Origin of the sequence: Hymenobacter metallicola (assembly GCF_004745645.1) — a bacterium.
Lineage (GTDB): Bacteria > Bacteroidota > Bacteroidia > Cytophagales > Hymenobacteraceae > Hymenobacter > Hymenobacter metallicola.
This window is the reverse complement of sequence record NZ_SRMB01000005.1, coordinates 125,330-147,655: the sequence shown is the minus strand read 5'-3', so window position 1 is coordinate 147,655 and position 22,326 is coordinate 125,330. Positions and strand designations below refer to the sequence as shown.

Genomic DNA, 22,326 nt, shown 5'->3' with positions numbered 1-22,326 from the left:
ACTAGGTGCTTTTCTTGATACGAACTACTTCGTACATCAAACATATACGAAGTGAATCGTAGAAGCAAATTTTATCTACGATTTATTTCGTACAAATACTCTAGCAACAAAAAACCCGGCTACCAACCGGGCTTTAACAGACTCACCTTCAACCACTACAGTTGCTTGGCGCGCTTGCGCTTCAGCGTTACGCGGGCCCGGTGACAGATACCGCCCAGGGGCGGGTTGAACTTCGACACGCAGACCTTCACCGATTTTACGTGCGGAAACTTCTGCATCACCCGGTCCATCACGCGGTGGCCTACGTGTTCCAGCAGGCGGGCCGGAGCCAGCATCTCCTCGGCCACTACCCGGTACAGGACTTCATAATTTACCGTCGCATCGAGCTTGTCGGAGGTGCCGGCCGCGTGCAGGTCCGTTTCAATGTATAAATCAACGCCGTACTTGTTGCCGATTTTCTGCTCTTCATCATAAAAGCCGTGAAACGCAAAAAACTCCATTCCTTCCAGTGCAATCTGGCCCATATAGTGACGAGGTGAAAGTGTAAAACGGTAAACAGCTGCCGCCTGTAATTGCTTAGAAAGGCCGAGCAACGAGCAAGGCTCTGAGTGCCTCGCATTCTACTGCCCCGCTAGTTTTCTAGGCCGCTTTGCTGAGGCAGCTGTATAAAAGTGAAGCCCGCCCCGAAAGGCAGGCTTCAAATGTAATCGACGACAAAACGCGGAGAAATCCGGAGTTTATATTTCGTCAAAGAATGACTTCTCCGTCGAAGCGGCTGCGGCCATGCCGGGGTGCGTGGCGGGCGAAGGCTGGGTAATTTCGGGGTGGCCGGGCCCGATGGGCTGGATGTCGGGGGCCGTGGGCTCGATGCGGGGAGAGTCGGGCTCGGGCACGCGCGAAGGCTCGGGGTTATAAATACGCGACGGATCTACGTGGCCCGGGTTTTCGTTGGGCAGGCGGTTAGGCTCGATATCGGGGCCGGGCGTTTGGGCTGGCGCACCGGGGTCGGGCTGCTGCCCCGGCTTGGGATTATAGCTACCGGGCTGGGGCCCGATGGGGCGAGAAGCGGGCTGATCGAGGGCGACGCCGCCCACGGCGGCAGCGGTAGCACCCGCTACAGCGGCTACGGAAGAGGAAGAAGCTGAGCCTACAAACATGGCAGTGTCGGTTTCGGGTGAAGAATCGGGTCTGTTCACCTTTACGCTGGCCGCCCGCGAAAGGATGGCTGCTGCCGAGGTTTTCGGCCGGGCTTTCACTTTTTCTACCTTATCGAGGGCGTCATTGGCCAGGCGCTGCAAGTCGCGCACGAGGCTTTCCATCTGGGCTTCCAGGCGCTGGCACTCCTGCCCTAGCCCATTGACTTCGGTTTTCATTTCCGCCACGGTTTTCTCGGCCTGCTTGTAGGCCTCATCCACCACGTGGCGGGCTTTCTGGCGGGCGTCGGCCAGCAGCTGCTCAGCCTTGAGCTGGGCTTCGCGCACCCGCAACTCGGCGTCGCGCTGGGCCTGCTCCGTGATGCTATTGCCGGTGTCCTCGGCCGTTTTCAGGGTGCGGTAGAGAGAGGTTTCCACTTCCCGCATCTTGCTCACTTCCTGGGTAGCATGCTCCAGCTTAATGCGCAGCTCGCGGTTTTCGTCGCCCATTCGCTCCCACTGTTGCGAAAGCGTAACCAAAAAGGCTTCTACTTCTTCTTTATTGAGGCCCCGAAATGCTTTTTCAAAGGTCTTCTGCCGGATATCGAGGGCGGTGATTTTCATGGTAATCGAAAAAAGGAATTAGGTACGGAGCGGGCAGTACCAGCCAACAGGTAATTGTGCGGAATGCTTAGGCGGCACCAACCGGAGGTTTCTATCTGCGCAGGACTAGCCACTCTGTACCAGCTGCCAAACCGCAAGGCTGCGGTCGTCACTACACGAAACTAGCCGATTCCGCGGTCCTGACCAAAATAACTTGTTGACCGAAGTACCGTGGCCGGCGTGCCGGGCCTTGTCGAGCACGCGTAGCAGGCGGAAGCTCTCGGCCTCCCACAGCTTAATCGATTTGTCCATGCTGCAGGTAGCAAAAAACTGCCCGTCCGGGCTGTACGCTACGTGGTTGATGGCAAACAGGTGGGCAATGATACTCTGGGCCTCGGGGTAGCCCTGGGCCACGTCCCAGATGCGCAGATGCGCATCGCGCCCGGCCGTGAGCAGCCAGCGGCCGTCGGGCGAGTAGGTGGCGGTAAATACCGAATTGGTGGAGCCCTCGAGGGTGTATTTTACTTGCAGCGAAGCCGCGTCCAGCACCCGAACCAGCTGGTCGCTACCGCCCACGGCCAACTCCCCGCGCTCCTCGTGCAGGGCCAGGCAGCGCAGGCTTTTATCCGACAGGCGCTGCAAGTGCAGAAGGCGGAAAGTCTCACTGTGCAGCACGGCCAGTGTGCCGTCGCCCAGCGCTACGTAGATGCGCTGCTGGCTGGCCGCGTACACGATATCGAAGATGGCTACCGGGGGCAGGGCGGTGGCATGCACCAGCTTTTTCTGATGCAGGTCTATTACCTGCACGCCCTGAAAGTTGTGGCCTATCAGCAGCAGATTCCGACCGGCTACATACTGCAGCGCGTACACCGAGTTTTCAACCCGTGCTACCAATTCCCCGTCCTGCTCCGGAACGGCGCTGTTCCAAGCTACCACAAATCCATCGGAGCCAGCCGAGTACACGATGGGAGTGGCAGGGGCCCCGGTCAGGGCGTAGACGCAGTCGTGGTGGCCGCTGAGGGTGGCAAGCTTCTGAACCTCCGGACGAAAAAGCAGCGGCATGGCAGGGAGTTAGGATTTAGGGCAAAAATACGCCAGTTTTGACGAGCAGAGCGTATTGGGCCCACTAGCGGCCCATATTCCGCCTCTGCTGATTGCAGGGCAGTTTTTAGTTACCAAGCCACAATCTGGCCGCCCCCTTCTACCGTTCATCCGCCCATGCCCCTTCATTCCGTTACGCCGCTTTCTGAACATGCCCTGCTGGGCCTGTGGCAGCTGACGGAGCAACCGGCGGAGCTTTTGCGCTTGGTGCCACGCCCGGAGCTATATAGCCAGTTGCAGCCCGCCGCCCGCGACGAAGCCCGCACGTTGCAGTGGCTGGCCGGCCGGGCCCTGGCCCATGCCCTACTCAGAGAAGTAAATGCGGATGCCCGGGCCGTGTTGCGCAACGATGAAAATGGCCGGCCTTTTTTCGAGCAATTACCTGATTATGCGGTTTCGTTGTCGCACTCCGGGCAGTGGCTGGCCGGCATTGTTGCTACCCGCGGCCGCGTTGGCACAGATATTGAACTGATTCGCACCAAAGCGCAATTGTTGGCTACCAGGTTTTTATCGAAAGACGAGCTAGCCAACACCGGTGATGATGTAGCCAAACACAGTCTCTATTGGAGTGCCAAAGAGACGCTCTATAAGCTGCATAGTCGCCGGGGCCTGGTGTTTAAAGAGCAAATTCGGCTCAACCCGTTTGAGCTGCGGGAGGCAGGTGTGTTGACGGGGCACCTGCTGCTAGAAAACTCCCGCAGCCAACACCAGATTCACTACCAGCGCCTTACGCCCGACTACATCCTCACCTACTGCGTGGAGGACGTCGCGCCCCCTTCCTTCTGACCTTGCCCTACCGTATGACCTTTCGTCGAATTTCTCTACTTGCCGCTGCGGCCCTGGTATTTTCTGCCCTCGCCGTGGGCGTGGCCCGCGCCCAGGATGGCCGAACGGTCAGTGACTTTACCCTGAAAAGCCCCACCAACGCCAGCGTAACGCTGAGCAGCTACGCCAAAAACAAGGCTGTAGTCGTGGTGTTTGTCAACCCGAACTGCGCGTTTTCCAAGCTGTACCAAAACCGGCTGAATGCCCTGAACTCGGCGTATAGCGGCCGGGGAGTGCAGTTTCTGTTTATCAACACGCCCATCAACCTTGAGGCTACCGCCGACGCGGCCGATGCCGAGAAGCTGAAGATGAAAACCACGGGCGCCGACGACTACCCCTATCTGACCGATGAGAGCCAGCAGGTAAGCGGCCTGCTAGGCGCTACCAAAACGCCCGAAGCCGTTGTGCTGGTGCCAGCCGGCAGCGGGTTTGTGGTGCGCTACAAGGGTGCCATCGACGACAATGCCCAGGTGGAAGCCTACGCCAAGGACAAGTATCTGGCACAGGCCTTGGACAATATTCTGGCGGGCCGCCCCGTCGGCGTCACGGACAAGCGGGCGGCCGGCTGCCTGATCAAGAAGCCCTAACGCCCCCAGCATAAAAAGAGGTACGACCAAGCAATTCGCCCGCTACGGCGAACGAAGCGAGCCATTCGTCCTGCTAGTGCTAGCCATTCTTTTACCAGAAAGCCTTTTACTCGTCGTTGAGTAAAGGGCTTTTCACATTAGAGAACTCTGCCCGTTCCGCTGGATGGAATGCGTCAGTATGGACAGGGCATATGGAGCATCAGCTCTTACTCCTCGTCGTCGTCTTCGGCGGCGCTGCTGTCGGTTGGTTCGCCGCTTTCGTCGGTGAGAATGGCCAGCAGCTTGCTTACCTCGGCGGCTTTGGCCGGTTCTTGCATTTTCTCGAAGCTCAGCATCAGATTGCGCAGGGCGCGACGCACAATATCGAGGTGGGAACAGGGCTCGAAGAAAATATCGTTTGACGACAGGTTCAGCTGGGCAACGTAGTGCTCAATGTCGGTGCGCGACAAAATCAGGCCGCGGTTGTAGCAATTAATGTAAAACGCTGGAGCAGCACGGTCTTCCGGCCGATAGGTTAGCACAAACAGGTTGGGCAGGTTCACGCCGTAAATCGGCAGGTTCAAACGCTGGGCTACAAGCAGGTAAATTACGCACAGCGTCAGGGGGTTGCCCCGGCGGGTTTCCAGTACCAGATGCAGCATGGAGTTGGCCGGCGAATGGAAGTTCTGGGTGTTGGCGGCAAACTTGTGCGTGCGAAACAAAACGTGGTTCAGCACCTGCACCTGGTCGGCGGGGTGCATGTCGGGGCGCAGCAGGGTCCAGACCTCGAAGCGCAGCTGCTCGATGGCGCGGTTCAGGGCCTGCAAATCGGCGTCGGGGTATTGGTAAGAGTTCAGCAGCCACATGCCTTCCAGCAGGTTTTCGCCACCCGAGTCGCGCCACACGCGCAGGCGCTGCTGTAGCCCGTCGAACTGCAGGTTATGAATCAGATCTTCGAGTCGCTGCTGCTGCTGGGGGTCGAGACTTTCTTCCCAGGATTCTTCGAGAAATGGAATAATACTTTCTCCTAGTGTTTGGATGCGGTCCTGGATCTGGGGAGCAATTTCCGGATCATCCAGCAGGGAGATTAAGGCTTTAATTTCTTTGTTGGTCATGGACTAGGGTGCGGGCCGCGGCAAAGAGAGGCTGCCGTACTGCGGGGAAAGAGCAAATAAAAGCAACTGCCGCGGTTTGCGCACGGCTGGCTGCCAGGAATTAACATATATCCGACGGTATATTGTTCAATTCGGGAGAAAGGTAAAACGTGGCCGTTGAGTTTGAGAAAGAACGGCCGACTCGCTATTTCGTTGGCATGGACGAAAATAGTTCTACGACCACACCTATCATTCCGCATCTCATACCGGCAAAGCCACTGCAGGGTGGGAATCACAATTCGATGACTACTCCCCTAGCGTAGCAAGTTGGTTTTGGCCAATTCCAGCACTTCGTCGCCGCGGCCGCTCATAATAGCTTTTAAGGTGTAGAGGCTGAAGCCCAGCACTTGCTGCTTCTGAATCGTGGGCGGCATGGAAAGCTCGGTGCGCTTAACTACGGCGTCCAAGATTACCGGGCCCGGGTGAGCCAGCATTGCCGCTACGGCGGCGGGCAGGGCGGCGGGGTCCTCAACGCGGATACCCCGAATGCCGGCCGCCTCAGCCAGGGCCGCGAAGTTCGGGTTTTCCAGGTCGGTACCGTACTGGAGAATACCCGAGGCCTTCATTTCCAGCTCCACAAAGGCCAGGCTGTTGTTGTTGAAGATGACGATTTTAACCGGAGCCTTGAGCTGTTTAAGCGTCAGCAGCTCGCCCATAAGCATGGCGAAGCCTCCGTCGCCGGCCAGGGCAATGACCTGCCGGCCGGGAAAAGCCAGCTGCGCCCCCAAGGCCTGAGGCATGGCGTTGGCCATGCTGCCGTGGTTGAAGGAGCCAATCAGGCGGCGTTGCCCGTTGAAGCGCAGATAGCGCGCCGCCCAGATGGTAGGCGTGCCCACGTCGCAGGTGAAAATGGCATCTTCGGCGGCCTGCTCATCCAGCAAGCGGGCCACGTACTGCGGGTGCATGCTCGTGTCGCCGGCCTCGCCCACGGCCAGCTCGTCGAGGTCCTGCCGCGCCTCGCGGTAGTTGTTGAGGGCCCGCTCCAGATGGCGGCGGTCCGACTTATGATTCAGCAGGGGCAGCAGCGCCTGGAGGCTGGCCGCTACGTCGCCGATAAGGCCCACTTCCACCCGAGCCCGGCGGCCAATATGCTCGCCGCGCAGGTCAATCTGGACGGTGCGGGCATCCTGGGGCAAAAACTGCGTGTACGGGAAATCGGTGCCGAGCATAAGCAAGGCGTCGGCGCTCATCAGGGCCTCGTAACCGGACGTAAAGCCCAGTAGGCCACTCATGCCCACATCGTAGGGGTTGCTGGGCTCCACGTATTCCTTGCCCCGCAGGGCGTGTACCACCGGCGCACCCAGCATTTCGGCCACTTGCAGCAGCTCGGCATGCGCCTGGGCGCAGCCGGCCCCGGCCATAATGGTGACCTTGCCGCTGGAATTCAGCACATCGGCGGCCGCACGCAGATCTTCCAGTCCGGGCACCAGCGTAGCTTTGCTGCGCAGCACGGGCAGGCGAGGCTCGGGCGCCTCGGCCTGTTGATGACTGATGTCGCCGGGCACTACCAGCACGGCCACCCCGCGCTGGGTCAGGGCAGTTTGGATAGCCATTTCGGTGCAGCGCACGGTTTGGTCGGGGTGGCCAATCAGCTCACAGTAGGCACTGCACTCTTTGAAGGTGATTTCGGGGTGGGTTTCCTGGAAATACTGACTGCCGATTTCCACGCTCGGAATCTGGGCGGCCAGGGCTAGCACCGGCACACGGCTGCGGTGGCAGTCGTAGAGGCCGTTGAGCAAGTGCGTGTTGCCGGGGCCGCATGAGCCGGCGCACACGGCCAGGCTACCGGTTACGTGGGCTTCGGCACCGGCGGCAAAGGCTCCGGCTTCTTCGTTGCGCACGTGCACCCACTCGATGCCTTCCCGGGCCCGAATTACGTCGGTGATACCGTTGAGCGAGTCGCCGACCACACCATAGACGCGGGTCACTCCGGCCGCCATCAAGGTATCGACAATAATTTCAGAGACAGTTTTCTTGGCCATAGTCATCAGGTATAGTCTGATGGCTATACGGGAAATGGCCGGTTTCGCCTACGCCGCTCACCGCCCCGATTGGTTCAGTTTACGCTATAGGCAGCCACTAGAGCCACTCAACCGGCTTTCGGGTTGAGTGGCTCTCAGTCATGCTGATCTCTTAGCGCTAACGCCAGGCCTCCTATGGCACAGGATCCACCCCCCGGCTCAGCAGGGCAGCCTTTACAGGAGCACTAGCAAAGCCGAAAGGCGTTACAACCGCGGCCGGGCTTTGCTTAACGGTCGCCTAATGGCACCTAGCTTACGAGTTGCATCTGCCGCCTGCGATTCAAGGGTATTGATGCGCATCTGCAGGAGCGCCTGGGCCGCGGGGCCGCACTCGGTCAGGCCGGCGTGAGCCTGTTCCTCACGCTGGTGCAACCAGGTTTGCAGGTCAGCAGTGGGCAGCTCTTGGGCCAGAGCTGCGCGTAGAACGGGCATATCCTGCAGGCGGCGCTGACATTGCATGGCCAGCATCTGTAGCCTGGCTAGCTCCTGACGCAACCCATGGGCCTGGCGCAGGCATTTGCGCTGATAACACTGCAACGGCTCCCAGGCTGTAGGGGCGCTGAAAGGAAACATTTCGGCTTGGCTGGGGACAAAGTTGCTCAGGCAAGTGCTGAGAAAACGCAGCCGTTTTTCCCCCACCGAGGACAGCAGGCGGCGCCCCGTTTCTACCAGGGCCACCTGCCCCCGCGAAACCCCCAAGAACTCTGCTACTTCAGTTTGCGAAAAACCATAATACGCGCGTACCACGAGCAACAGCGGCTCTGGACTAATAGGAATAGCCATAAATCTAATTGGTAATCAGATAGTTAATAAAACCTAAAGAACTCTAATTGTACTCTTCTAATATAGCTTGCTGCATGGTGGCACCATCCGTTAATCGGACGTACCACTAAGCCACCCGTAGGTGCTAATAATGGCAAGTAAAGCAAAAACAACTAAAAGTGCTACCCAATTCTTCCGTTGTGTTGCTTGCCCGTGGCCTTACTTGACAGATCTGCTGGTTATCGTAGTTTACCAGCCGTTGTTGGTACGACTTAAGGGCGCTTAGCTGGCCTTAACTACCGTATTGCCCGCTCAGCCTGTGTATCCCCCGGCTCTTACCTACACGTAGCGACGCTGCCAGATTTTATACCAGTGCTTATTTGTGGGGTAACGGCGCGAGGCGGTAGCATTGTTGAACACCAGGGCCACGGTCAGCAGTATTAGCACTCCGGCCAGCACCGGCATCAGCATGTACCAGTAGCCCAGGGCCTTGAGCTGGGCCGAGCCGATGTTGGCCACTAGAGCCGTAGCGCCGCCGGGTGGGTGCAGGGTTTTGGTCATCTGCATTGTTACAATAGTCAGGGACACGGCTAGGGCCGCGGCCAGCCACAGTTCCCCGCCCACCAGCTTCTGGACTGTGACGCCGATAAAAGCCCCAATCAGGTGGCCACCAAGGAGGTTGCGTGGCTGGGCCAGCGGAGAGTTGATGTGGCCGTAGAGCAAAACGGACGTTGCCCCGAACGACCCGATGATCCAGAGGGTATCGGTGCGCTCCAGCACGTAGCTGTTCAACAGGCCAATGAGCCCAATACCCACGAAGGAGCCTAGAAACGTCCAGAAATGCTCTTTGTAATCAAACAGCGTTTCCTCGTAGACAATCAGCTTCACCCGGCGCGCCTCCCGCCGCAATCTTTTCTTCATCCGTCGTGCTCAGGCCTACAAGGGCCGTGGTGGTGGGCGGGCAAAGATAAGAGGCGGCTACAAGAAGAACTTTTACGAAAGCCGTACGGGGAGCGACCCAATCAAAAAATAGTTCGATTGGGTCACTCCCCGTACTTTGTTTAAAAGGCCGAAGCTGCTCTGCTCAGCGGGCCATTTGCTAAGTTGGCAAGTCCTGATGGACTCACTCGGCAGCCGTCGGACTACGCTCAGTTGGTTGGGAAGTAATAGAACCCGCAGAATTAGGATAGGTTGTCTGCTACTGATGGTATACAAGATTGCAATACTTGGCATATCGTTTACCGATAAGATATACAATGTTCGCATATACTATGTCTTGTTTACCTAATTGATATACACACTAGGCATAATAGTCAAGTTTGTCTACCAAGTTCTCAGTTGAGTCAAGCCAGCCACAAGGTTAGGCAGAAACAAAAGCGGCCCGCCACAACAGGCGTTGCGGCGGGCCGGGCAAAAAGAATAGGCAGCAGTATTTAAACAGCCAAGTAGGTGTTAGTCTCTACTGGTCAGGTTCAGCTTGTTCTCACACCTGAATCACGCCCACGTTATACTGCTTCTCAATCGGGGCGTGATTCGCCATACTGATGCCTTCCGAAATTAGTTTGCGGGTTTCCAGCGGGTCGATGATAGCGTCGACCCAGAGGCGGGCGGCGGCGTAGTAGGGTGAGAGTTGCTCGTCGTAGCGGGCCTTGATACGGTCCAGGAGCTCCTTTTCGGCTTCGGGGGTGATTTCCTCGCCCTTGGCTTTGAGCGAAGCCACCTGAATTTGCAGCAGCGTGTTGGCGGCAGCGGCCCCGCTCATCACGGCCAGCTGGGCCGTGGGCCAGGCCACGATGAGGCGGGGGTCGTAGGCCTTACCGCACATGGCGTAGTTGCCAGCCCCGTAGCTGTTGCCGATAACGACCGAGAACTTGGGCACCACCGAGTTAGCCATGGCATTCACCATCTTCGCCCCGTCCTTGATGATGCCGCCGTGCTCACTCTGGGAGCCCACCATGAAGCCCGATACGTCGTGCAGAAACACCAGCGGAATCTTCTTCTGGTTGCAGTTCATGATGAAGCGCGCCGCCTTGTCGGCCGAGTCGGAGTAGATAACCCCGCCCATCTGCATGGCGCCCTTCTTGGATTTGACGATTTTGCGCTGGTTGGCCACAATACCCACCGCCCAGCCGTCGATGCGGGCCAGGCCGCAGATCAGGGTCTGGCCGTAGAGGTCCTTGTAGGGCTCAAACTCCGAGTTGTCCACCAGCCGCTCGATGATGTCCATCATGTCGTAGGGCTTCACCCGATCCGACGGCAGCAAACCCAGGATTTCCTTCTCGTCCTTGGCCGGGGCCTGGGGAGTCTTGCGCGAGAAGCCCGCCGTGGGGTTGGCCCCGAGCTTATCAAAGATATTGCGGATGTGGTCAAGGCACTCCTCGTCGTTGGCAAACTTGTAGTCTGTCACGCCCGAAATTTCGGAATGGGTGGTGGCCCCGCCGAGGGTTTCGTTGTCAATGGTTTCGCCAATGGCTGACTTCACGAGGTAGGAACCGGCCAGAAACACCGAGCCGGTGCCGTCCACAATCATGGCCTCGTCGGACATAATGGGCAAATACGCCCCGCCGGCCACGCAGGGCCCCATAATGGCGGCCAGCTGCACGATGCCCATGCTGCTCATCACGGCGTTGTTGCGGAAGATGCGGCCAAAGTGCTCCTTGTCGGGGAAGATTTCGTCCTGCATCGGCAAATACACCCCGGCCGAGTCGACGAGGTAGATGATGGGCAGCTTGTTTTCGATGCTGATTTCCTGGGCGCGCAGGTTTTTCTTGGCCGTAATCGGAAACCAGGCCCCGGCTTTTACGGTGGCGTCGTTGGCCACAATTACGCACTGCCGGCCCTGCACCCAGCCGATAACCACGACCACGCCGCCCGAGGGGCAGCCCCCCTCTTCCTTGTACATCCCCTCCCCGGCAAAGGCGCCGATTTCGATGGTCTGGGAGTCCTTGTCAATCAAATAGTCGATTCTTTCCCGGGCCGTGAGTTTGCCCTTGGCCTTATGGGCAGCAATGCGTTTTTCGCCGCCGCCGAGCTGCACCTTTTTCAGGCGCTGGGAGAGTTGAAAGGTGAGTTGCTTAATGCTGTCTTCGTTTTTGTTGAACTCGAGGTCCATTGCGGGTGGGGATGGAAGTGGGTGGGGAAGGCACAAAAAATCCGCCCTGGAGGGGGCGGATTCAAAGGTAATGGATTCTGCAGTACGGCTCCCAGGGCTTATTTCAACGTGGAGTCGTTGGCCCCGATGGGCGGCGTAGTTTCTACTTTTTTCTCTTCCACCTTGATTTCGCCACTGGGCTTCTTGGTGGTTTCCTTCTTGGTTTTGTCTTTACCGCCGCCCCCAAACACTGAGAAGTGCACGTAGCGCTTCGGATTGGCCTTCAAATCGACCAGCAGGGCGTTGGAGCTGGCTGCCGTGGCGTTGAGGTTGGTGTAGAGCGAGTCGTTGTTGATGAGCTTACCCAGGGAGCCTTTCTGGTCGGTCAGGGCCTTGTTCAGTGCCGTCATCGAGCTTTGGGCTTCCGTCATGGTAGCGTTCAGCTTGCGCATGGCCGGCCCCACCGGGGCTCCTTTCAGCGAGTCGCTGAGCTGGGAGAAGTTGGTGGCAATCCGGTCGAACTTAGTGCTGGTTTTGTTCAGCTCGGCCGTGAGCTTGGCCATGTTGGTCGTAATCTGGTTGATGTTGCGCTGATTCATAATCAGCAGGTTTTTGAGCGCCTCGGTCGAGCCTTGGGCGTTAAGCAGGGTGGCCTGTAGGCTTACTTTGGCTTCCTTGCTCAAAAAACCGTTCACCTTCATCAGCGTCGAGTCGACGGTGCCGAGCACGGGCAAAGCCTTGGCCTGGAAAGCATCGGTGATGCTGGCTACGGTGTAGGACTTGAGCTCCTCGCCCCCGTCGTACACTTTCGAGTTCTTGCCCAGAAACAGGGTAATGGTCTTGCTGCCCAGCAACGAGCCCGAGAGGCTGGCCACGGTCGAGTCGCCAACCACGATTCCCTTCTCCAGCTCCAACGATACCCGGATCCGGTTCCGGTCTTCGGGCAGCAGCTCCATGTTTTTGACCTGTCCTACTTTGATACCGTTCAGAATCACGGGGTTGCCCACCGTCAGCCCATCGACGTTATCGTATTTGGCAAAGTAGGTTCGGTCCGACGACAGGATATTGCTCCCCTTCAGAAAATTGAACCCGATATATAAGGCTGCCAGGGCGACAATGCCCAGCAGGGCCACTTTAATTTCTTTTGACACGTTGCGTCAGATCTTGAGGGTGTAGGGAGGTAGAAAATAAACGCTAACTCACGTCGAAAAGGATGGAAGCCCGCTTATTCTCCGTTCATGGCTTCCAGTTCATTCTTATAATCCCGGAAAGCCCGGTAGATACCCGAAGCCATATACGACTGCCCCGATTTATCGTTGAGATACTGCTCTTCCGAGCGGTTGGTCAGAAAGCCCGCTTCAATTAGTACCGAAGGCATGGTCGACTTCCAGAGCACCAGGAAGCCCGCCTGCTTCACCCCGCGGGAATGCCGGCCCACGGTGGTCCGGAATTGCCGGTCGACCTTCTGGGCCAGGCGCAGGCTGTTCACCATGTGGGCACTCTGGTAGAGCGAGAACAGAATATGACTCTGGGGCGACGTGGGGTCGAAGCCACTGTAGCGCTCCTTGTAGTTGTCTTCCTGCAGAATAACGGCATTTTCGCGCTTGGCTACCGACAAGTTGGCCTCGGTCTTGTGCGGCCCCATCGTCCAGACCTCGGTGCCGTAAGCAGCCGGCACGCTGGCATTGCAATGCACGCTGATAAAGAGGTCGGCTCCGTGCTTGTTGGCAATGCCGGCCCGGTCGGCCAGCTCCACAAACACATCCGTCTTACGGGTATACACCACCTTCACGTCGGGCATGTTTTCCTCGATGAGGCGGCCCACTTCGAGGATGATTTTCAAGGACACGTCCGCCTCCCGGGCTTTCACGCCGGTGCAGCCACGGTCTTTGCCGCCGTGCCCGGCATCAAGCACAACGGTACGCAAATGATATTTCTGGGGCGGCAGACCGGGCGCACCCGGCACTACGGCTCCCGACGAGCCCGAAAGAAAAACCAGACCCGACAGGCAAAGAGCGACAATATTCCGCACGGAGTTCGTTAGTTGGGGCAGCTACCCGTTACCTTTGCAAACAGCCACAAAATAAACGATAAAAACCACGTGGCCCTGTCTACGCTGTCTATCCTCTCTACTTTCCGTCTCTGTGCGCGCCAGTGGCCGTTTCTGTTTTTGGCGGCCGTGCTTTGGCTCAGCACTAGTTCTGCTGCCCGGAGCCAGACCGTCCCGCAGACCCGCACCTCCGGTACTACTCCCCGCCTCGACTCCAACGGGCGGCGCATTACCGATGTGCAGCCCGATACGGCCCGGCGCCGGCCCCTTCTAGCGGCCACCGACAGCAGCGCTGCCGGCGACTCCCTGCGCGTGTCGGCCAAGCCCAAGGGCGACATTGAAACCACTATCAAGTATTCGGCCACCGACTCTATCCGGTTTGAGGTGCAGAATAAAGTGGCCCGCCTCTTCAACAAGTCCAGCATCGACTACGGCGACCTGGAGCTGAAGGCGGCGCGCATCACGGTCGACTACAGCTCCAACCTGCTCACGGCCGAAGGCGCCGCCGACACCACCGGCAAAGTGCAGGACAAACCCGTGTTCAAGGATGCCGGGGGCACCTACGCGGCCGGGCGCATCAACTACAACTTCAAAACCAAGCGGGGCAAGATTGCCGAGGCCGTCACCCAGCAGGGCGAGGGCTACGTGCACGCCGAAACCATCAAAAAGAACGAGCTGAACGAAATCTTCGGCCGCAACGGGCGCTACACGACCTGTAACTTGGAGCACCCGCACTTCTTCATCAATGCCACCAAGATGAAGGTAATTCCGAAGGAAAAGGTAGTAACCGGACCCTTCAACCTGGTTATTGGCGACATTCCCACGCCGCTGGGCTTTCTGTTCGGCTACTTCCCGACCCCGGGCAAAAGCCGGGCGTCTGGCCTGATTTTCCCTTCCTTCGGCCAAACCTCCGACCGGGGCTTTGCCCTGCGCAACGGCGGCTACTACTGGGTGGTCAACGATAATATCGGGGTGCGCTTCACCGGCGACGTGTACTCGGGGGTAGCCAACTCCTTCGGGGGCTTCGGGGCTACCGCCGAAATGCAGTACCTGAAGCGGTATTCCTATAACGGGCTGTTGAACTTCAGCTACAGCCAGCGCCCGCCCGACCTGATTCTGCGCTCCAATACGGTCAATACCAATGCCGAGTACCGCCGTCCCCGGACCCCGCGCACGTTCTGGCTAAGCTGGAGCCACACCCCCACGCCCCGGCCGGGCGGCGGCCGGTTCTCGGCCAGCGTGCAGGCCGGTAGCAGCGACTACAACCAGCAGAACAGCTTCGATCAGCGCCGCTACCTCACCCCTTCCTTTAGCTCGACCATCAGCTACCAGAAGCAGATCCGCAACTCGCCCGTTAACTACGCCCTGCAGCTGACCCAAAGCCAGAACACGGCTACCGGCAGCATGGACTTCACCCTGCCCGATATTACCGTGGGCGTAGCCCGGCAGTACCCCTACGAGTGGCTGGGCCTTTCGCCCCGGGGCCGCTTCTACGAACAGTTTTCGGTGGGCTACACTTTTACCGGACAAAACCGGCTGAGCAACTCCCTGCCGGCCCGCGGCCTGAGCAGCGGCATTCCGCTGCTCGGCGGTACTAGCGAAGCCAGCCAGCTGCCCGTTTCCTTTAGCAACTTAGCACCCCTGTTCCGCAACTCCCAGACCGGCGTGCAGCACCAGTTCCAGATTGCGCTGGGCTCCTATACCCTGCTCAAGCACCTGAACGTGTCGCCGTCGGTAAACTACGGGGAAGTGTGGTACAACAAGCGCCTCCGTTATTCCTACAACGAGGTGGCCCGGGCCATTCGCATCGATACCGTACGGGGGTTCAACCGGGTCTACAACTGGTCGGGCGGGGTAAACCTGGGTACCAACGTCTACGGGACGCTGGTGCGCAAGGGCACCCACAAGATCCAGGCTATCCGCCACAAGCTCACGCCCAGCCTGAACTACAGCTACGCGCCCGACTACACCCGGCGCAGCAGCCTGTACTGGGTAAACCAGCCCCTGCCCGGCCTGACCAACAGCCAGGGCCAGCCCTACAACTACGAAGTCAACGGCCGGATTCTGAACCCGGTGAGCTTCTCCCGCTACCAGGGCTTCCTCTACGGCACGCCCAGCGGTACGGAGGTTAGCCAGATCAGCTTCTCGCTGCAGAACCAGGTGGAAATGAAGGTGCGCAACAACAACGACACCACCGGCACCACCCCGTTTGAGAAAGTGAGCCTGATTGATGGCCTTGACTTCAGCACGGGCTACAACCTGGCGGCCGACTCCTTCCGGCTGCAGCCGCTGTCGGCCGTGTTCCGCACCCAGATTGCGCGCAAGCTCAACGTGAACGTCAACGCCAACTTTGTCTTCTATCAGCGCGACTCCACCGGCCGCCTGCTCAACAAGTACCTGTTCGAACAGTCGCGTCGCCGCCTGGCCCGCTTGGCCACCGCCGACCTGTCGTTGAACTACCAGTTCAACCCGGCCCAGGGCAAGCGAAAATCGACGGTGCCGCGCAACCTGCCGCCTACCAATGACCCCACGCTGGGTACGCCCAACCGCGTGAACCCCTACGAAGACTACGTCGATTTCGAAATTCCCTGGGAGCTGTCGGCCAGCTTCACGACGGCCTACACCGACCCGGGCCCCCTGCCCGAACGTGGTACGCGCCTGCGCCGCCCCATTACCTCGGCCTCGATTACGGCCAGCGGCTCGGTGAAGCTGACCAGCAACTTCCGCTTCGGCTACAACGCCAGCTACGACTTTGTGAGCAACCAGGTAGTGGCCCCGTCCCTGGACTTCTACCGCGACCTGCACTGCTGGCAGATTTCGGGCAACTGGCGGCCCTTTGGTTTGCAGCGGGGCTACTTCGTGACCATTGCGGCCAAATCTTCGCTGCTGCAGGATTTGAAGCTGAACCGCAACCGCTCCTTCCTGAACCGCTAAGCCGAGTGCTGCACGCTGCCGCCCGCTCCCTTTAAGGAGTCGGGCGGCTTTTTTATGCCTACTATTGGCCGCTGACTTATTTGGGCACCACGGGCACTCTTGATTAGGCAACGGTAACTATACATACCCCGGAGAACAAGCTTCCCGGGCCGCATCATTGGCGGATGGGCCGGATATGGCAAAAAATCCGCAGCTTTGCCCTTATTCTTCCTCTTCCGATTTAGCCGCTCACCCGAATGTCGCAGCACAAAGAAGTTAAGCTCGTCACCACGCATCAGCTCCTGGCCATGAAACAGCGGGGCGAAAAGATTTCGATGCTCACCGCCTATGATTTCTCGATGGCCACCATCCTCGACGGAGCGGGTATCGACGTGCTGCTGGTGGGCGACTCGGCTTCCAATGTTATGGCCGGTCACGAGACGACCCTGCCCATTACCCTGGACCAGATGATATACCACGCCCAATCGGTGGTGCGGGCCGTGAAGCGGGCGTTGGTGGTCGTGGATATGCCTTTTGGTTCGTACCAGGGCAATTCGTCGGAGGCATTGCGCTCGGCCATCCGGATTATGAAAGAATCGGGTGGGCACGCTATTAAGCTCGAAGGGGGCGCCGAAATCAAGGAATCCATTACCCGTATTCTGACGGCCGGCATACCCGTGATGGGCCACTTAGGCCTCACGCCCCAGAGCATTTACAAGTTTGGCACCTACACCGTGCGGGCCAAGGAAGAGGCCGAAGCCCAGAAACTCATCGAAGACGCCCAATTGCTCCAGGATTTGGGCTGCTTTGCGCTGGTGTTGGAAAAGATTCCCTCAGCTCTGGCCAAGCAGGTAGCCGAGAAGCTTTCCATTCCGGTAATCGGTATCGGCGCCGGCCCCAATGTAGACGGGCAGGTACTGGTTGTCCACGACATGCTGGGTATTACCAAGGAGTTCAAGCCCCGCTTTCTGCGTCGCTACGCCGAACTGGCCGACTTAATGAGCGACGCGGTGACTCGCTACGTAAAGGATGTGAAAGACCACAACTTCCCCAGTGCCGAGGAGGCGTATTAAACGCTTCTAACCTTCTTCCGCTTACCTTTACCGCGTGAATCGTCCTAATATCTGGTCGGAGCAGAAAGAAATTCTGTTCGAAGACAACCACTTGCTCATCCTCAACAAGCCTGCCGGCGTCCTGGTGCAAGGCGACAATACCGGGGATGAGCCGCTATCCGTCAAAGCGGCTGAGTACCTCCGGTTTAAATACAAAAAGCCGGGCGCAGCCTTCGTCGGCGTGGCTCACCGCCTCGACCGGCCCGTTAGTGGTGTGGTAGCCTTGGCCAAAACCAGCAAAGCCCTGAGCCGCCTGAACGAAATGTTCCGCGACAACAAGGTGCACAAAACCTATTGGGCCCTGGTAGGCAAACGCCCCGAGCAGGACAGCGGCCACCTCACCCACTGGCTGGTAAAAGACCCGATTCGCAACGTTACCAAGGCCTACCCCAAGCTTCACCCCCAGGGCCTGAAAGCGGACTTAGACTACCAGGTGCTGGGCGCGGCCGGCAACCGTTTCCTGATTCAGGTAAACCCCATTACGGGCCGGCCCCACCAGATTCGGGTGCAGTTGGCTACCGGCCTGGGTACGCCCATCGTGGGGGATGTAAAATACGGCTTTCTGGCTCCCCTGCCCGACGTAAGCATTGCCTTGCACGCCCGGCAACTGGAGTTTGAGCACCCCGTGACGCGGGAGGCTATGTGTTTCCGGGCTCCGGTGCCGGAGATGCCGCACTGGGAAGCAGCCCAAACCTTCTATAGCCTACAGTAGTTAGTGCCGTAGCCGGTTTTTGTACGGCTCAACGAGCAAAGCTATGCCTGGCCTCTTCAGACCTATCCTGAATAAGATTTTGGCGTTTTAAGCCAAATAATTGACCACCCGTATGTGTGGCCGTAGGTTTGTATTGGCAAATGTGAACTAATACGCTGCCGTTGTGCTTTTGCGGGCGTCTTCACGTCTGCCGCTGATTGCGTCCCTAACTTTTTCTGGCCCATGCCGATACTCATTTTCTTTGTAGCGCACTACTACCTGTCGCTCTTCACGCAGACGTTTTACCTGCACCGGTACGCCGCCCACAAAATGTTCACCATGAACAAATTCTGGGAGCGGTTCTTCTTCCTGTTCACCTATATCTGCCAGGGATCTTCTTTCCTGTCGCCCCGGGCCTACGCGCTGCTGCACCGCATGCACCACGCCTACTCCGACACGGAAATGGACCCGCATTCGCCCCTATTTTCGTCGAATGCTTTCAGCATGATGTGGAAGACCAAGAACATTTATAATGATGTGCTGAACCGCAATTACGCCGCGGCCGAGCGGTTTGAAGGCGACTACCCCGAGTGGTCCCTTATCGAAAATCTGGGCGACAAATGGTATTCCCGCATTGGCTGGGGCGCGCTCTACGTGCTGTTCTACGTGCAGTTTGCCACTGCCTGGTGGATGTTCCTGCTGCTGCCCATCCACTTCCTGATGGGCCCCATTCACGGGGCCATCGTCAACTGGGGCGGCCACAAGTACGGCTACCAGAACTTCGACAACCACGACCACAGCAAGAACACCCTGGCCCTGGACTTTTTGGCTTTCGGGGAGTTGTTCCAGAACAACCACCACAAGCTGCCCATGCGCGTGAATTTCGGGGTAAAATGGTGGGAATTCGACCCGACCTACTCCGTTATCTGGACCTTGGATAAAGCTGGTATCATCAAGATTAAGCGGAAAGTAACCGCCCAGAAACTGCAAGCGGCGGCCTAACGCTCGTCATTGCGAGGCAGAATAACGAAGCAATCCGTGCTCTGCGCAGTATGACTCGTCCTTTTACCAGAAAGCCCCTTACTACGGCATGTAGTAAGGGGCTTTTCACGTTAAAACACCCGGCACATTTCAGCGGACGAATGACGTTGCTCCGCTCGTAATGGCAAGAATTAGCACACCAGCACATTTCTCACATTCTCCATAGTAACCTCACAGTAATTTCCCTTACCTTTGCACCTCATTTTCAACCAGACGCACGAGTTGCGTCGCTTAACCAACCCGGTTTATGGCAGTTAAAATCCGCCTCGCCCGTCGTGGCCGTAAAAAGGCCGCTCAATTCGACATCGTAGTAGCTGACGCCCGCGCGCCCCGCGACGGCCGTTTCATCGAGAAAATCGGCACCTACGACCCCAACACCAACCCCGCTTCCATCAACTTCGACGGCGACAAAGCTTTCGACTGGATCATGAAGGGTGCCCAGCCAACCGATACGGTTCGCGCTATGCTCTCCTACCGCGGTGTTCTGTACCGCAAGCACCTGCAATTGGGTGTTATCAAGGGTGCCATTTCGCAGGACGTAGCCGACGAGCGTTTCACTGCCTGGAAAGAGCAGAAAGATGCTAAGATCGAAGGCAAGCGCACCACTCTGGGTTCGGCTAAAGAAGAAGCCCGCAAGGCTGCTCTGGCTGCTGAGACCAAAGTAAAAGAAGCTCGCGCCGAAGCTCTGCGTATCAAAAATACGCCCGTAGCCGCCCCCGCTGCTGAAGCTGCCGAAGGTGAAACGACCGAGGCTGCTGCTTCGACCGAAGGCACCGAGGAAGCCGGCGCCTAAGCGTTAGTCCCAGAGTCAGGGAGTTTGGAAGTGTGGCGCCCACTTGGCCCAGCTTCCAGACTCCCTACTTTTTTGATCTTCTTTTTCCTTCCGCATGACTATCGACGACTGCTACCTGCTGGGCTCCCTGGGCAAAACGCACGGCCTGAAAGGCTTTGTAGTAGCTTTCATGGACGTGGCCGATCTGGCCGAGTACCGGGGCCTGAAGTCGGTGTACCTGGAACTGCCCGGCAAGCCCGGCAAGCTCGTGCCCTACGGTGTGGACAAGCTCCAGCCCCAGGCCGACGACCGCGCCCTGCTAAAGCTCTCCGGCATCGATACTATTGAAGCGGCCGAACCCCTGCGTAACGCCAAGCTTTACCGCCCCCTAGCCGAGCTGCCCGAGCTGGAAGAAGACCAGTTCTACTTCCACGACGTGATTGGCTATACCGTAGTGGATACCGTGCTGGGCGAACTGGGCACCGTGGAAACCTTTTACGAGATGCCCCAGCAGGATCTGATGGGCATGCGCTACCAAGGCAAGGAAGTATTGGTACCGGTGGTGGATGAGTTGATTTCCCGGGCCGACCAGGCCGAGAAAAAGCTCTACGTGACTCTGCCCGAAGGCTTGCTCGATGTGTACCTGAGCCCGGCTTCCCGGGAGCGGGACGAACCCGACGAATTCGACGGGCCCGACACCGAGTCGGAGGCAGCAGATCAGAAGTAAGCTCACCATGCGCCTCGACATCGTCACCTGCCAGCCGGAACTGCTGACCAGCCCTTTCGCCGTTTCCATCGTGAAGCGGGCCCAGGAAAAAGGCTTGGCTGAAATTCACGTGCACGACTTACGGCGCTTTGCCATCAATAAGCACGGGCAGATTGACGACTACGTGTTTGGCGGCGGGGCCGGCATGGTCTTGCGGGTAGAGCCCATTGCGGCCTGTTTCGACGAGCTGCTGGCTCAGCGTTCCTACGACGCGGTTATCTACATGACGCCCGACGGGGAAACCCTGCGCCAGCCTCTGGTCAACCGGCTTTCCTTAGCCGGCAACCTGCTCATCCTCTGCGGCCACTACAAGGGCGTGGATGAGCGAATCCGCAAGGCCTACATCACCCACGAAATCAGCGTGGGCGACTACGTGCTGAGCGGAGGTGAGCTGGGTGCTGCCATTCTGGTGGATGCCGTAGTGCGCCTTTTGCCGGGCGTGCTTGGCAACGAGGAGTCGGCCCTGAGTGACTCGTTTCAGGATAACCTGCTGGCCCCGCCGGTATATACCCGGCCGGCCGAATGGCGGGGCGAAAAAGTGCCTGACATTCTACTCTCCGGCAACACGCCGCTGGTAGAAACCTGGCGCCACGAGCAAGCCGTGGAACGGACGCGTCAGCGCCGTCCCGACCTGCTGGCAGAATAAATTTGTTAAGTAGTTAATGAGCTGAATGTTGGTTTTTGCGCCGTAAAGCCTTCCGCAGCTTCGCAATCCACTACCGAACAATTCCTGCCATTTGTAATCATCAAAACAGAGCGCTATATTTGCGCCTCTTTAAGCGAAACCCCTTGGGCGGCGGCGCCGTCCTTTTTCAAGTTTTTCCAGCCATGAGCGTATTACTCGATTTTATCCAGCAGGAGTCCCAGGAGCGCCGCGCCAGCTTCCCTGTTTTCGCCGCCGGCGACACCGTTAACGTCCACGTGAAAATCCGCGAGGGCAACAAGGAGCGCATTCAGCAGTTCCAGGGTGTTGTTATTCAGCGCAAGAACGCCAGCACCAACGGCGAAACCTTCACCGTGCGTAAGATCTCCAACCAGATCGGCACCGAGCGTATTTTCCCTTTGCTGTCGCCCAACATCGATAAGATCGAGCTGGTGCGTCGCGGTAAAGTACGTCGCGCCCGTCTGTTCTACCTGCGCGGCCTGTCGGGCAAAGCTGCCAAAATCAAAGAGCGTCGCGGTTAATCTCTGCTTCTTCTTAGAACTACAAAAGCCGGCTCCTTTCACGGGAGCCGGCTTTTTTGCATTCAAGCCAAATCGGCCAGAAGCCGGACTAGCTGTTCTGCTGATTATTATTCTGCAAATCCTGCTCGGGGCTAGCCTGGGGGTTTTGGACCTGCTTGGCAGCCTGTAGCAAGGCTTCGCCGAGCTGTTCTACGCGGGGCTTGGTGTTGCCTTCGGCAAAGACGGCGGCCTTGATGGTGTTTTCGCCCAGACGACCCAGCAAACGGCCGATTACGGCCTTATCATAAGTGCCCGAGCCGAAATGGGCCTTCAGCTCCTGCATATCAACAATAAGCTGATGCAACTCGGGGTTGTCGGCGTCTTTTAAGTCCTGAATCCAGCGTTGCAGCACGTTGTCGAAGCCGGCATGGGAAGCTACTTCCTGCAGATTGCCGGTGAGCATGCCCGTAGCAGCATCTAAATGAACTTGGTGTTGCACTTCTTTCTTTTCCATGGTAGCGGGGGTTTTGGCGGTAGGATTGTGTGGTACACTTAAGTAGC

21 protein-coding genes are annotated in these 22,326 nt (G+C 58.1%); 10 read left to right on the top strand and 11 right to left on the bottom strand.

What is annotated here, in order from left to right; all coding sequences use genetic code 11:
* Positions 1-155: 155 nt before the first annotated feature.
* From folB to E5K02_RS21385, 3 genes are all read right to left on the bottom strand, one after another.
* Positions 156-524 (bottom strand): dihydroneopterin aldolase, encoded by a 369-nt coding sequence (gene folB / locus E5K02_RS21395; RefSeq protein ID WP_135397819.1) that lies wholly within the window; start codon positions 522-524, stop codon positions 156-158.
* A 213-nt stretch (positions 525-737) separates the two neighbouring features.
* Positions 738-1,757 carry a DivIVA domain-containing protein gene (locus E5K02_RS21390; protein WP_135397817.1) on the bottom strand — a complete coding sequence of 340 codons (1,020 nt, stop codon included), beginning with the start codon at positions 1,755-1,757 and terminating at the stop codon, positions 738-740.
* Positions 1,758-1,862: 105 nt separating this feature from the next.
* Complete coding sequence (locus E5K02_RS21385; protein WP_135397815.1) at positions 1,863-2,798, bottom strand: WD40 repeat domain-containing protein; 936 nt, start codon at positions 2,796-2,798, stop codon at positions 1,863-1,865.
* A gap of 156 nt (positions 2,799-2,954) precedes the next feature.
* Between E5K02_RS21385 and E5K02_RS21380 the strand changes: the two genes are divergently transcribed.
* A complete protein-coding gene (locus tag E5K02_RS21380; protein ID WP_135397813.1) occupies positions 2,955-3,623 on the top strand; it encodes a 4'-phosphopantetheinyl transferase superfamily protein in 669 nt (222 codons plus the stop codon).
* Between the two features lie 14 nt (positions 3,624-3,637).
* Positions 3,638-4,249 carry a redoxin domain-containing protein gene (locus tag E5K02_RS21375; protein ID WP_135397811.1) on the top strand — a complete coding sequence of 204 codons (612 nt, stop codon included), beginning with the start codon at positions 3,638-3,640 and terminating at the stop codon, positions 4,247-4,249.
* Between the two features lie 206 nt (positions 4,250-4,455).
* On the opposite strand, the gene E5K02_RS21370 is transcribed toward E5K02_RS21375, so the two are convergent.
* The 7 genes from E5K02_RS21370 to E5K02_RS21340 form a co-directional block, all read right to left on the bottom strand.
* Positions 4,456-5,343: a transglutaminase-like domain-containing protein gene (locus E5K02_RS21370; protein WP_135397809.1), complete on the bottom strand. Its 888-nt coding sequence runs from the start codon at positions 5,341-5,343 to the stop codon at positions 4,456-4,458.
* A 293-nt stretch (positions 5,344-5,636) separates the two neighbouring features.
* Positions 5,637-7,364: a ubiquinone-dependent pyruvate dehydrogenase gene (poxB, locus tag E5K02_RS21365; protein WP_135397807.1), complete on the bottom strand. Its 1,728-nt coding sequence runs from the start codon at positions 7,362-7,364 to the stop codon at positions 5,637-5,639.
* A 243-nt stretch (positions 7,365-7,607) separates the two neighbouring features.
* Positions 7,608-8,186 (bottom strand): hypothetical protein, encoded by a 579-nt coding sequence (locus E5K02_RS21360; RefSeq protein ID WP_135397805.1) that lies wholly within the window; start codon positions 8,184-8,186, stop codon positions 7,608-7,610.
* A gap of 318 nt (positions 8,187-8,504) precedes the next feature.
* Positions 8,505-9,086, bottom strand: a complete 582-nt coding sequence (locus E5K02_RS21355; RefSeq protein WP_135397803.1) for an HPP family protein — start codon at positions 9,084-9,086, stop codon at positions 8,505-8,507.
* A 562-nt stretch (positions 9,087-9,648) separates the two neighbouring features.
* Positions 9,649-11,277, bottom strand: a complete 1,629-nt coding sequence (locus tag E5K02_RS21350) for an acyl-CoA carboxylase subunit beta (RefSeq protein WP_135397801.1) — start codon at positions 11,275-11,277, stop codon at positions 9,649-9,651.
* Positions 11,278-11,375: 98 nt separating this feature from the next.
* A complete protein-coding gene (locus tag E5K02_RS21345) occupies positions 11,376-12,407 on the bottom strand; it encodes an MlaD family protein (RefSeq protein WP_135397799.1) in 1,032 nt (343 codons plus the stop codon).
* A 74-nt stretch (positions 12,408-12,481) separates the two neighbouring features.
* Positions 12,482-13,288 (bottom strand): N-acetylmuramoyl-L-alanine amidase family protein, encoded by an 807-nt coding sequence (locus tag E5K02_RS21340; protein WP_135397797.1) that lies wholly within the window; start codon positions 13,286-13,288, stop codon positions 12,482-12,484.
* Positions 13,289-13,357: 69 nt separating this feature from the next.
* On the opposite strand from E5K02_RS21340, the gene E5K02_RS21335 reads away from it, so the two are divergent.
* The 8 genes from E5K02_RS21335 to rplS all read left to right on the top strand — a co-directional run bounded on the left by E5K02_RS21335 (position 13,358) and on the right by rplS (position 21,786).
* Positions 13,358-16,240: a putative LPS assembly protein LptD gene (locus E5K02_RS21335; protein ID WP_135397795.1), complete on the top strand. Its 2,883-nt coding sequence runs from the start codon at positions 13,358-13,360 to the stop codon at positions 16,238-16,240.
* Positions 16,241-16,476: 236 nt separating this feature from the next.
* Entirely contained in the window at positions 16,477-17,292 is an 816-nt protein-coding gene (gene panB / locus E5K02_RS21330) for a 3-methyl-2-oxobutanoate hydroxymethyltransferase (RefSeq protein WP_135397793.1), read from the top strand.
* 34 nt (positions 17,293-17,326) lie between these two features.
* The gene (locus tag E5K02_RS21325; RefSeq protein ID WP_135397791.1) at positions 17,327-18,043 is read left to right on the top strand and encodes an RluA family pseudouridine synthase; all 717 of its coding nucleotides are present in this window, start codon (positions 17,327-17,329) and stop codon (positions 18,041-18,043) included.
* A 222-nt stretch (positions 18,044-18,265) separates the two neighbouring features.
* Entirely contained in the window at positions 18,266-19,024 is a 759-nt protein-coding gene (locus E5K02_RS21320; RefSeq protein ID WP_135397789.1) for an acyl-CoA desaturase, read from the top strand.
* Positions 19,025-19,310: 286 nt separating this feature from the next.
* Positions 19,311-19,856, top strand: a complete 546-nt coding sequence (locus E5K02_RS21315) for a 30S ribosomal protein S16 (protein WP_135397787.1) — start codon at positions 19,311-19,313, stop codon at positions 19,854-19,856.
* Positions 19,857-19,950: 94 nt separating this feature from the next.
* On the top strand, positions 19,951-20,562 hold the full coding sequence (gene rimM, locus E5K02_RS21310) for a ribosome maturation factor RimM (RefSeq protein ID WP_135397785.1): 612 nt from the start codon (positions 19,951-19,953) through the stop codon (positions 20,560-20,562).
* A gap of 7 nt (positions 20,563-20,569) precedes the next feature.
* Entirely contained in the window at positions 20,570-21,247 is a 678-nt protein-coding gene (gene trmD, locus E5K02_RS21305; RefSeq protein ID WP_135397783.1) for a tRNA (guanosine(37)-N1)-methyltransferase TrmD, read from the top strand.
* 182 nt (positions 21,248-21,429) lie between these two features.
* Positions 21,430-21,786, top strand: coding sequence for a 50S ribosomal protein L19 (gene rplS / locus E5K02_RS21300; RefSeq protein WP_100337626.1), 357 nt, complete (start codon positions 21,430-21,432; stop codon positions 21,784-21,786).
* 88 nt (positions 21,787-21,874) lie between these two features.
* Here the strand turns inward: rplS and E5K02_RS21295 are convergent, their stop codons facing one another.
* Entirely contained in the window at positions 21,875-22,279 is a 405-nt protein-coding gene (locus E5K02_RS21295; protein ID WP_135397781.1) for a hypothetical protein, read from the bottom strand.
* Between the last annotated feature and the right edge of the window lie 47 nt (positions 22,280-22,326).

Coding starts and splice junctions, on each gene's coding strand:
- rplS (WP_100337626.1), top strand. CDS start 21,430: ATGAGCGTATTACTCGATTTTATCCAGCAGGAGTCCCAGGAGCGCCGC.
- E5K02_RS21355 (WP_135397803.1), bottom strand. CDS start 9,086: ATGAAGAAAAGATTGCGGCGGGAGGCGCGCCGGGTGAAGCTGATTGTC.
- rimM (WP_135397785.1), top strand. CDS start 19,951: ATGACTATCGACGACTGCTACCTGCTGGGCTCCCTGGGCAAAACGCAC.
- E5K02_RS21385 (WP_135397815.1), bottom strand. CDS start 2,798: ATGCCGCTGCTTTTTCGTCCGGAGGTTCAGAAGCTTGCCACCCTCAGC.
- E5K02_RS21375 (WP_135397811.1), top strand. CDS start 3,638: ATGACCTTTCGTCGAATTTCTCTACTTGCCGCTGCGGCCCTGGTATTT.
- panB (WP_135397793.1), top strand. CDS start 16,477: ATGTCGCAGCACAAAGAAGTTAAGCTCGTCACCACGCATCAGCTCCTG.
- folB (WP_135397819.1), bottom strand. CDS start 524: ATGGGCCAGATTGCACTGGAAGGAATGGAGTTTTTTGCGTTTCACGGC.
- E5K02_RS21315 (WP_135397787.1), top strand. CDS start 19,311: ATGGCAGTTAAAATCCGCCTCGCCCGTCGTGGCCGTAAAAAGGCCGCT.
- poxB (WP_135397807.1), bottom strand. CDS start 7,364: ATGGCCAAGAAAACTGTCTCTGAAATTATTGTCGATACCTTGATGGCG.
- E5K02_RS21320 (WP_135397789.1), top strand. CDS start 18,266: ATGCCGATACTCATTTTCTTTGTAGCGCACTACTACCTGTCGCTCTTC.
- trmD (WP_135397783.1), top strand. CDS start 20,570: ATGCGCCTCGACATCGTCACCTGCCAGCCGGAACTGCTGACCAGCCCT.
- E5K02_RS21350 (WP_135397801.1), bottom strand. CDS start 11,277: ATGGACCTCGAGTTCAACAAAAACGAAGACAGCATTAAGCAACTCACC.
- E5K02_RS21360 (WP_135397805.1), bottom strand. CDS start 8,186: ATGGCTATTCCTATTAGTCCAGAGCCGCTGTTGCTCGTGGTACGCGCG.
- E5K02_RS21370 (WP_135397809.1), bottom strand. CDS start 5,343: ATGACCAACAAAGAAATTAAAGCCTTAATCTCCCTGCTGGATGATCCG.
- E5K02_RS21380 (WP_135397813.1), top strand. CDS start 2,955: ATGCCCCTTCATTCCGTTACGCCGCTTTCTGAACATGCCCTGCTGGGC.
- E5K02_RS21295 (WP_135397781.1), bottom strand. CDS start 22,279: ATGGAAAAGAAAGAAGTGCAACACCAAGTTCATTTAGATGCTGCTACG.
- E5K02_RS21390 (WP_135397817.1), bottom strand. CDS start 1,757: ATGAAAATCACCGCCCTCGATATCCGGCAGAAGACCTTTGAAAAAGCA.